Origin of the sequence: Vibrio sp. 10N.286.48.C11 (genome assembly GCF_041469805.1) — a bacterium.
Classification (GTDB): Bacteria; Pseudomonadota; Gammaproteobacteria; order Enterobacterales; family Vibrionaceae; genus Vibrio; species Vibrio crassostreae_C.
On the sequence record NZ_JBFRLK010000049.1, the window covers coordinates 92,603 to 103,073 of the forward strand.

Below are 10,471 nucleotides of genomic sequence, written 5' to 3' on the forward strand. Positions count from 1 at the left end.
ATTTTATGTTCTTTTATATTTATCAGGCTCAAGGATAATAAAAACAGATAAAAAAAACAGTGTTTTTATGATTTTTGACCTTGAATTTACATTTGTCATCCTCATGTTAATGAACAGAAGAGTGGCATCAAGTGTTACGCCCCTATGATTATTCAACATAAAGTATAGATGTTTTGGAGTAAAAATGAGCGAAACGGCAACGCAAAATAAAGAGACTCGTGGCTTTCAATCTGAAGTAAAACAACTACTTCATCTAATGATTCACTCACTGTATTCAAATAAAGAAATCTTTCTACGTGAGCTGATCTCTAACGCATCTGACGCGGCTGATAAGCTTCGTTTTCAAGCTCTATCGAACTGTGACCTTTACCAAGGTGATGCAGATCTAGGTGTAAAACTTTCTTTCAACGCGGAAGCAAACACGTTAACCATTTCTGATAACGGTATCGGTATGAGCCGCGACAACGTTATTGAGCATTTAGGTACGATTGCTAAGTCAGGCACTGCAGACTTTTTCTCAAAGCTGTCTGAAGACCAAAGCAAAGACTCTCAACTGATTGGTCAATTTGGTGTGGGTTTCTATTCTGCATTCATCGTCGCAGACGCGGTAACGGTTCGCACACGTGCAGCTGGCCTGCCGAACAATGAAGCTGTTCAGTGGCACTCTGCAGGTGAAGGCGATTACACAATCGAAGACATCACTAAAGAGTCTCGTGGTACTGACATCGTTCTGCACATGCGTGAAGACGGTAAAGAGTTCTTAAATGAGTGGCGTCTGCGTGAAGTGATTGGTAAATATTCTGACCACATCGGTATTCCTGTTTCTATCTTCACAGCAGTGAAAGATGACGAAGGTAAAGACACCGAAGAGAAACATTGGGAACAGATCAATAAGGCGCAAGCGCTTTGGACTCGCAACAAATCTGATATCGAGAAAGAAGAGTACCAAGAGTTTTACAAGCACGTATCTCACGACTTTGCTGATCCACTAACCTGGAGCCACAACAAGGTTGAAGGTAAGAACGATTACACAAACCTGCTTTACATCCCAGCGAAAGCACCTTGGGACATGATGAACCGTGACCACAAGAGTGGCTTGAAACTTTACGTGCAGCGTGTATTCATCATGGATGACGCAGAGCAGTTCATGCCATCTTACATGCGTTTCGTTCGCGGCTTGATTGACTCAAACGATCTGCCATTGAACGTGTCTCGTGAAATCCTGCAAGACAACAAGGTAACTCAGTCTCTTCGTGGCGCATGTACCAAGCGTGTACTGACTATGCTTGAGCGCATGGCGAAGAATGACAATGATAAGTACCTAGAGTTTTGGAAAGAGTTCGGCCTAGTATTGAAAGAAGGCCCGGCTGAAGATATGGCGAACAAAGAGAAGATCGCTGGTCTACTTCGTTTCTCGTCAACGGAAGTGGATTCTGCTGAACAAACCATCAGCCTAGAATCTTACGTTGAGCGCATGAAAGAAGGCCAAGATAAGATTTACTACCTGACAGCAGATAGCTACGCTGCCGCTAAGAACAGCCCACACTTGGAGCAGTTCAAAGCTAAAGGTATTGAAGTGGTTCTAATGTACGATCGTATTGATGAGTACGTAATGAACTACCTGACTGACTTCGACGGTAAACAGTTCCAATCGATCACTAAAGCAGGCTTAGACCTAAGCAAGTTTGAAGGTGAAGAAGAGAAAGAGAAGCAAAAAGAGACAGAAGAAGAGTTCAAATCTGTTGTAGAGCGCACTCAATCTTACCTAGGTGGTCGTGTTAAAGAAGTTCGTACGACCTTCAAGCTAGCAACAACACCTGCGGTTGTTGTGACTGACGACTTCGAAATGGGCACGCAAATGGCGAAGCTTCTTGAAGCTGCGGGTCAAGCGGCACCGGAAGTGAAGTACATCTTCGAGATTAACCCTGAGCACGCACTGGTTAAACAGATGGCTGACGAAGCAGACGAGCAAGCGTTTGGTCGTTGGGTTGAGTTGCTACTTGGTCAAGCGATGCTGGCTGAAAAGGGCTCAATGGAAGATCCGTCACAATTCTTGGGTGCAATCAACGAGCTACTAACAAAGCGTTAGTCTTTCGACTTTAGGTTAAGCCAACAATTACAATAAAAAGCTCGCAAATGCGGGCTTTTTTTTATGAACGTCGTTGAAAATTGACCTAACGTGGTCAACGTCACCGTTATCGTCACAACAAATGTTGTCGATGCATTCTTTAGTCGTAAATTCAGCCAAATTGAATATTAATGTGATAGAATGCTCGACCTAATCAGCTGGGGCTAAGAAGCGACTATCTCCAGTTGTATGATTTTTAAACGTTATACCGAAACTTACCGTTTTGCTTCTGTTCACAGTTTTGCTTAGCCTCAATGGTTACTTAACGCTTTCTGTTCATCCTAAAAATGAGCAAGAATGGAGGGATAGTGAGCTTCGGTATAAATCATAATTTTATAAGAGGATTAAACATGCGCATCATTCTTCTAGGTGCTCCTGGCGCGGGTAAAGGTACTCAAGCTAACTTCATCATGAACAAATTTGGTATCCCTCAAATTTCAACTGGTGACATGCTACGTGCTGCTATCAAAGCGGGTACTGAGCTTGGTAAGCAAGCAAAATCAGTAATCGACGCTGGTCAGCTAGTTTCTGATGAAATTATCCTTGGTCTTATCAAAGAGCGTATCGCTCAAGATGACTGTGAGAAAGGTTTCCTACTAGACGGTTTCCCACGCACAATCCCACAAGCTGATGGCCTAAAAGAAATGGGCATCGCTGTTGATTACGTTGTTGAATTTGACGTAGCTGACGATGTGATTGTTGAGCGTATGGCTGGTCGTCGTGCTCACCTTCCTTCTGGTCGTACATACCACACTGTGTACAATCCGCCTAAAGAAGAAGGTAAAGATGACGTAACGGGTGAAGACCTAGTGGTACGTGATGACGACAAAGAAGAAACAGTTCGTGCACGTCTAGGTGTATACCACGATCAAACAGCTCCGCTAATCTCTTACTACGGTAAAGAAGCTGAAGCAGGCAACACTCAGTACCTTAAGTTTGATGGTACTAAGCAAGTTGCTGAAGTTAGTGCAGAACTTGAGAAAGCACTAGCATAATTGGCTAACAGCCAGTTTTAGAATTTGATATATTGGAAGCGACCTTAAGGGTCGCTTTTTTTGTTTCAATTTTTAGTACGATACCAATCTAGATAATTTGATTGCACATGATTCAGAACGGTTCAGACCCGATGGCAGTGGCTAGCAATTGAGAGTGGATGTTGTGTATCTCATATGAAGAGTGATTATTCAGACTTTCATTGAGGCGCAATGATCTTAAACTTATGCAGATTAGTATATTACTTTCCAGAAAATCACATATTGGTCTCAGGTATCTATGGAAAATAATAAAAAGCAGGGTGTTTTACTGGTGAACTTAGGAACTCCAGATTCGGCGACCCCCGCTGGCGTTCGTCGATTTTTGAGTGAATTCTTACACGACAAGCGAGTTGTAAACCTAACGCGTTGGCTTTGGTGTCCTATATTACATGGGGTGATTTTACCGATTCGCTCGCCTAAAGTTGCTAAGCTGTATCAGTCTGTCTGGATGGATGAAGGCTCACCACTGCTTGTGTACTCTCAAAGACAAGCTGAAAAGCTCCAGAAGAAGCTAGAGATGCCTGTTGCACTGGGTATGACCTATGGCAACCCAAGCCTAAAGACTGGTGTTGAGCAACTGATGGAGCAGGGCGTTGAGGACATCATCGTACTGCCTTTATATCCGCAGTACTCTGGTACAACCACAGCGGCGGTTTCTGATGGTTTAACCAAAGCCTTTAAGCAGATGCCAGTTATCCCGAGCTATCGCTTTATTCGCGACTACTACGCGCACCCAAGCTATGCCAAAGCATTGGCTGAAAGCGTCCGCAGTCATTGGGATAAAAATGGCAGAGCCGATCATTTAGTGTGTTCTTTCCACGGTATTCCGAAGCGACTGGCTGATGAAGGCGATATCTACCCTCAGCATTGTGAAGCGACAACAAAGCTGCTTGCGGCAGAGTTAGGTTTGTCAGCGGACGATATCACAATGACATACCAATCGCGATTTGGTCGAGAAGAGTGGTTGAAGCCATACACTGACGAGACACTTGAGTCACTGCCGAGTAAAGGCATCAAGAAGATCGACATCATGGCACCTGCCTTTTCGGTTGACTGTTTGGAAACGTTGGAAGAGATTTCAGACCAGTGTAAAGAGACGTTCATTGACGCTGGTGGTTCGGACTTTAGCTACATTATGTGTCTGAACGACAGAGACTCACACATCGACATGATGGCTGAACTAGTGGCGCTTCATCGCTAACTGATATGGCGATTGAATAGATAACAAAAGGGCTGCTCATTGAGCAGCCCTTTTTGATCTTGATGTTTCTTCTTGAAATCGATCTAGCTATTAAGCGACCGAAGTTTCTGCTTTTGGTTCTGCTTCAAGCGTCATGTTGGTTTCTACACCATGCATCCATGATACAAGCTTACCAGCACAAAGCAGCAGTAATATGGCACTCACCGTTGCTGTGATAGCAATACCACTGAAGATTGACATAGCACCAAGCTCACCAACGTGAGAACCGACCAGGCCTGCCACGTAGTTTGCCACCGCATTGAAGCCAAACCATGCACCCATCATCAATGATGCTAGGCGAAGCGGAGCTAACTTAGTGACCAACGACAGGCCAATAGGCGATAGACAAAGCTCACCAAGGGTATGGAAGAAGAAAGCACCGACTAGCCATAGCATTGATGTTTTCACGGTTAGGTCACCGCCTTGCTCCATTACCGCGCCCATCATGCACACAAAGCCCAGTGCTAAGAAGAACAATGCCATTGCAAACTTAACAGGAGAGTTGGGTTCACGCTTACCCAGTTTCACCCAGAACGCAGCAATGATTGGAGCAAGTGTAATGATGAAGAATGGGTTCAAAGATTGGAACCACGCAGCAGGAACTTCAAAGCCACCAATCATACGGTCAGTATATTGTTGAGTGTAGATGTTCATTAGGCCGCCAGCTTGTTCAAAGCCCGCCCAGAAAACAATCACGAACAGACCCATGATAAGAATCACTTTTAGTCTGTCGAACTCTTCTTTGGTCAGTGGCGCTTTTTCTTTAGATTTGTTTAGTGCTTTCGCTCTTGCAGCAGCAGGTACAGAACCGATGTTGCCCAACCAAGACTGAGCCATTGTCACTTGCATGATCAAGCTAATAACCATACCAATACCAGCGGCTAGGAAACCTGCTTTCCAACCGAATGAATCGACAGCAGCACCTGAAATTAAGCCACCAAGCAGCGCACCTAAGTTGATGCCCATGTAGAAAATGGTGAAAGCACCGTCACGGCGGTTATCGCCTTCTTGGTACAGATCGCCAACCATGGTTGAGATGTTCGGCTTAAACATACCGTTACCACTGATTAGCAGTGCTAAACCAAGGTACAGCGCGTTCACTTGGTCTAAACCGATGAAGCCGTTAGGTAGAGCCATTGTAAATTGGCCAAGTGCCATCAATACACCGCCAATCATAATTGATTTACGCTGACCTAGGTAGTTATCGGCAATCCAGCCACCAATTAATGGTGTGATGTAGACTAAGCCGGTGTAAATACCGTAGAGATCGAGTGCGTCTTTCGTTGACCAACCCAGTCCACCGTTGAGGGTAGTGTCAGTCAAAAATAAGACAAGGATGGCACGCATCGCATAGTAAGAGAAACGTTCCCATAGCTCTGTGCTAAAAAGTAGAAATAGGCCTCTAGGGTGGCCAAAGATGTTGTGGTTGCTTGGCATAAGTTTTACTAATTTTAGGTATTAAAAGATTTTATAGCCATTCATGTATACACAGTGGGATAAAAGTCTGCAATAGACTTATTTTATGGTCACGACAACTTGGTTTAACTAAGATGTTGATATTAAATATCTTTATTTTTAATGTTGCCCATTTTAGATGTGCTGCAAACTAATTTTCCAGATTTGAGTTGGTTGGTTAATAACCTTCATTAAAGTTGTGTTGAATTAAAATCTTTAGATATATTGCTCTGGTGTATCATTTTGAGTTTGAAGGGAGTGGCATGCGCATTATGTGGGGCATACATATGCTTACAACAATGAGTCTTTTGATCTCTAAATGATCTCTGTACAATGCTTAACCACTCCGAGACCTATAACTTTTTGTTGATAAATTGGTCTGCTACGCATTATTTTTCGTTAGCAACGATTCATTTTATTAATGGTGATTTAACCGTTTTAGGCATGTGGTAAAATATCTAAAAATATAAAATGGCTAGTCAAATGAAACGTTGGTATTTGCTTTACTGTAAGCGTGGTGATCAAAAACGCGCTCAGCAGCACTTAGAGAATCAGGGGGTAGAGTGCTTTTACCCTCAAATAGAAGTCGAAAAGGTGGTGAGAGGGAAAGAAAAGCAGGTTAAAGAACCGCTGTTTCCGTCTTACATCTTTGTTCGCTTCGACTATGAGCAAGGTCCTAGCTTCACGACCGTTCGTTCAACACGTGGCGTTGTGGACTTTATTAAGTTCGGTTCACTGCCGCACGAGGTCCAAGGAGACTTGGTGTTTGAACTTAAAGAGTTTGAGAAGTGCTGCAGTAACGAAGTGGAAGATTGTTGTGTTGAGTTTGAATCTGGACAGGTAGTTAAGATTCAGAGTGGCCAATTTGCTGGGGTTGAAGCTATTTTCGATCAGAAAGACGGTGAGGCTCGATCGATTATGCTGGTGAAAATGATCAGCCAAGTCGTTCCAATCAGTATTGAGAACGAAGCACTACAAGCTCGCGCATAACTGCAGTAATAAAAATAGGCTTAAAACAAAAGGCGCATAATGCGCCTTTTTTAGTCTTTAGGATTTGTTCAAAACGCTCTAAGCGTTGTAAGCATCGTTGTGAACGGCTTGTACTGCACGGCCTGATGGGTCGACACAGTTTTTGAATGACTCATCCCACTCAATCGCTTTCGCTGATGAACAAGCAACTGAAGGACCACCAGGTACACACTCTGCCGCAGATTCTAGAGGGAATAGCTCCTCAAAGATTTCACGGTAAGCATAACCTTCTTTGGTTGTTGGCGTGTTGTAAGGGAAACGGAACTTAGCAGCTTCCATTTGTTGATCCGTTACTTTTGCTTCAGCCGTTGCTTTCAATGTATCAATCCAATCGTAGCCAACACCATCAGAGAACTGCTCTTTTTGACGCCATGCGATTGAATCTGGTAGGTAGTCTTCAAAACACTCACGCAGGATGTGTTTCTCCATCTTACCGTTACCGCACATCTTATCTTCAGGGTTCAGACGCATTGCGACATCGATGAACTCTTTATCCAAGAATGGTACACGGCCTTCAACACCCCATGCCGCTAGCGATTTGTTTGCACGAGCACAGTCGAACATGCTTAGAGCAAGCAGTTTACGTACTGTCTCTTCGTGGAACTCTTTCGCGTTTGGCGCTTTATGGAAGTACAGGTAACCACCAAAGATTTCATCAGCACCTTCACCTGAAAGTACCATCTTGATTCCCATCGCTTTGATCTTACGAGCCAGCAAGTACATTGGCGTTGATGCACGAATCGTCGTTACATCGTAAGTTTCGATATGGTAGATAACGTCACGGATTGCGTCTAGGCCTTCCTGAATAGTGTAAGTCATCTCATGGTGCACAGTTCCGATCTTGTCCGCAACTTCACGAGCAGCGATAAGGTCTGGTGCGCCTTCAAGACCAACAGCGAACGAGTGCAGTTGTGGCCACCAAGCTTCAGATTGCTCATCATCTTCGATACGCATTGCCGCAAAGCGTTTTGCAACTGCTGAAGTAATTGATGAATCCAGGCCACCAGATAGAAGTACACCGTAAGGAACGTCAGTCATTAGTTGACGTTTAACGGCTGCTTCTAGAGCTTCAGTCAGTTCTTCTTTGCTTGTGCTGTTGCCTTGTACCGCAGCGTACTCGTTCCAATCGCGGATGTAGTAGCGTTGAGGTTCAGCATCTTTCGAAGAGTAGAAGCTACCTGGAGGGAATTCACTGATAGTCTTACATACTTCAACCAATGCTTTCATCTCTGAAGCCACGTAGTAGTTGCCGTGCTCATCGTAACCTTGGTAAAGCGGGATGATACCAATATGGTCGCGGCCCACTAGGTACTCGTCTTTCTCTTCGTCGTATAAAACGAATGCGAAAATACCGTTAAGCTCTTCTAGAAGGTCTGCACCCATCTCTTGGTATAGCGCTAGGATAACTTCACAGTCAGAATCAGTCTGGAACTGGTACTTATCTTCATAGCGTGCACGAAGTTCTTTGTGGTTATAAATTTCACCGTTTACTGCAAGAATGTGCTTTTTGTCTTGACTGTATAGTGGTTGAGCACCACTGTTCAAGCCAACAATAGCAAGACGTTCATGAGCAAGGATTGCTTTTTCACCAGCATAGATACCAGACCAGTCTGGACCACGGTGACGAAGCTTCTTAGACATTTCTAAAGCAATAGGGCGAAGTGCTGCGGCATCACTTTTAATGTCGAGAATGCCAAATACTGAACACATAGAACTTCCTTTTAAATAATTTCCAAATCAACTGCATTCAATTTGCCATTCTGGCTAAAAAAAGCAACCGGATGTGAGCAAAAAAATAATATAAAGGGTTTTCTGTTAGAAATTATCTAATTTTTATGTGCTTTTGGTGTGTGATGTTTAATTGCGGTTGGTTTTTTAAACAAAAACCTCTCAAAAGTGCGAAAAATAGGCAGTTTTGAGAGGTTTAGTTGAACACTGTCTAATACTAGATTTTATTGATATTTGGATTTAACTGTTCGCAAACGTGGCGAGCAAAACCACTACCAGCCTCGCTGTAAATGTTAAATGCCGCATCAACGCCATTCTCTTTCAGTGTTTCGAGTTGATCGGGATATTCAGCAATAGCCGCAATTTGGCCTTTAAAGTTACGTGACTTTAATTGTTCTAAAGCGGTTTGATTACCTTGGTGGTGAGGCATTGCCAAAATCACCAGCTTTACGTTTGCTGTATCTAGAATTCGCTCCCAGAAATCTGGGTCAGTCGCGTCGCCAGAAATCACGTTTCTGCCTTGGCTTCTGTGGTTGTGCGCGGCTTCTTCACGCACTTCTACACCTAGGCTGACCTTGCCATAGCGAGTACGTAATTCGTCATAAGCACCGGTACCAATTCGGCCCATACCTAGAATAAGCACTTGGGCACGACCAGGGTCAATTCGCTTATCACGTCGGTGAAGCTTTTCTGACGCATGCTCTTTTAGCCATTTACCTGACTGCTGATAAAGCTTATGACCAGCTCGGTTTAAAGGAGCAGCGATTAGAAAAGACAGTGAAACTGCAATGGCAACGGCAACTAAGATATCACCCGACATCCAACCCATCTTGAAGGCGAGACCACCAACGATGAGGCCAAACTCGCTATAGTTAAACAGTGATAGCGAGGCAAGTAGAGACGTTCGAACACGGAACTTGAAGCGGTTGAGTACCAAGAAGTAGAGAACACCTTTCACTGGCAGCATCAGCAAGAACAAGATTGCGAGCATAAAGCCTTGAATGGTTGGTTGCTCTGACAGACCAATATTCAAGAAGAAACAGACAAGGAAAAGTTCTTTAAGGTTAAACAGCGACTTTGATAATTCTGAGGCTTTTGGGTGACCAGCAAGTAACATACCTAGAACAAGAGCCCCCAAATCTGGTTTCACACCAACCAAATGGAATAAACCAGCACCGACGACTAATGCGAAGAAGATGCCGGAAAGAACCAGCATCTCACCGTGACCAACCCAATCGAGCACTTTGTAGAACAGTGGGCGTAATAAGGGTAGGGCAAACAGAGCAATTGCATACCACTCAGGTATTTTGCCCGTAGAAGCCGTTAAGAATACTACGGCGAAGATATCCTGCATGACCAAGATACCAATCGCTAACGTTCCGTAGGTCGCATTCATTTCGCCTTTCTCTTGCAGAGTCTTAACCGCAAATACAGTACTAGAGAATGAAAGAGCAAAACCGAGCAGAACGATCTGTTCTACCGACATGGCAGCTAGCGATGAAATACCTAAGAACTTAAAGCCAAACAGGGCGACGGCGAAAAACAGAGTGGACAAAAGGTTGTGGATTGTCGCGCCAGCCCAGATCTCTTTAGAGAGTAGGGTTTTGATATCGAGCTTTAAGCCGATAGTAAATAGAAGCAGCGTGACACCAAGGTCAGCTAAAGTAATGATGGTGTCATTGGTTTCAAAGCCAAAGGCAAAAAGCCCAAAGCCTGCAACCAAAAAACCAACTAATGGGGGAAGGTGACACTTTAAAGCAATAAATCCTGCGATAAACGCAGTGGATATTAATATAAGTTCCATAACTTGTTGTTGTAGTTCCCTAGCTTAAAAAAAACGGGCCGTGTTTATACAAA

The 10,471-nt window shown here is 43.9% G+C and carries 7 protein-coding genes; 4 read left to right on the forward strand and 3 right to left on the reverse strand.

Annotated features, from left to right (window positions below; genetic code table 11):
• Positions 1-184 precede the first annotated feature (184 nt).
• From htpG to hemH, 3 genes are all read left to right on the forward strand, one after another.
• The gene (htpG, locus tag AB4209_RS14245; RefSeq protein ID WP_372056262.1) at positions 185-2,089 is read left to right on the forward strand and encodes a molecular chaperone HtpG; all 1,905 of its coding nucleotides are present in this window, start codon (positions 185-187) and stop codon (positions 2,087-2,089) included.
• 389 nt (positions 2,090-2,478) lie between these two features.
• A complete protein-coding gene (gene adk, locus AB4209_RS14250; RefSeq protein ID WP_017062200.1) occupies positions 2,479-3,123 on the forward strand; it encodes an adenylate kinase in 645 nt (214 codons plus the stop codon).
• Positions 3,124-3,400: 277 nt separating this feature from the next.
• On the forward strand, positions 3,401-4,363 hold the full coding sequence (hemH, locus tag AB4209_RS14255) for a ferrochelatase (protein ID WP_171733378.1): 963 nt from the start codon (positions 3,401-3,403) through the stop codon (positions 4,361-4,363).
• A 90-nt stretch (positions 4,364-4,453) separates the two neighbouring features.
• On the opposite strand, the gene AB4209_RS14260 is transcribed toward hemH, so the two are convergent.
• Entirely contained in the window at positions 4,454-5,839 is a 1,386-nt protein-coding gene (locus tag AB4209_RS14260; RefSeq protein WP_102393253.1) for a peptide MFS transporter, read from the reverse strand.
• A gap of 501 nt (positions 5,840-6,340) precedes the next feature.
• Between AB4209_RS14260 and rfaH the strand changes: the two genes are divergently transcribed.
• Positions 6,341-6,847 (forward strand): transcription/translation regulatory transformer protein RfaH, encoded by a 507-nt coding sequence (gene rfaH, locus AB4209_RS14265; RefSeq protein WP_017068990.1) that lies wholly within the window; start codon positions 6,341-6,343, stop codon positions 6,845-6,847.
• 78 nt (positions 6,848-6,925) lie between these two features.
• On the opposite strand, the gene asnB is transcribed toward rfaH, so the two are convergent.
• Both asnB and AB4209_RS14275 read right to left on the reverse strand, forming a co-directional pair.
• Positions 6,926-8,596 carry an asparagine synthase B gene (gene asnB / locus AB4209_RS14270; RefSeq protein ID WP_017062196.1) on the reverse strand — a complete coding sequence of 557 codons (1,671 nt, stop codon included), beginning with the start codon at positions 8,594-8,596 and terminating at the stop codon, positions 6,926-6,928.
• Between the two features lie 235 nt (positions 8,597-8,831).
• Positions 8,832-10,418, reverse strand: a complete 1,587-nt coding sequence (locus AB4209_RS14275; RefSeq protein WP_017062195.1) for a cation:proton antiporter family protein — start codon at positions 10,416-10,418, stop codon at positions 8,832-8,834.
• Positions 10,419-10,471 lie beyond the last annotated feature (53 nt).

What these genes read in the sequence shown, in the direction of transcription:
- hemH (WP_171733378.1), top strand. Translation starts at nt 3,401, where the DNA reads ATGGAAAATAATAAAAAGCAGGGTGTTTTACTGGTGAACTTAGGAACT.
- AB4209_RS14275 (WP_017062195.1), bottom strand. Translation starts at nt 10,418, where the DNA reads ATGGAACTTATATTAATATCCACTGCGTTTATCGCAGGATTTATTGCT.
- adk (WP_017062200.1), top strand. Translation starts at nt 2,479, where the DNA reads ATGCGCATCATTCTTCTAGGTGCTCCTGGCGCGGGTAAAGGTACTCAA.
- AB4209_RS14260 (WP_102393253.1), bottom strand. Translation starts at nt 5,839, where the DNA reads ATGCCAAGCAACCACAACATCTTTGGCCACCCTAGAGGCCTATTTCTA.
- rfaH (WP_017068990.1), top strand. Translation starts at nt 6,341, where the DNA reads ATGAAACGTTGGTATTTGCTTTACTGTAAGCGTGGTGATCAAAAACGC.
- asnB (WP_017062196.1), bottom strand. Translation starts at nt 8,596, where the DNA reads ATGTGTTCAGTATTTGGCATTCTCGACATTAAAAGTGATGCCGCAGCA.
- htpG (WP_372056262.1), top strand. Translation starts at nt 185, where the DNA reads ATGAGCGAAACGGCAACGCAAAATAAAGAGACTCGTGGCTTTCAATCT.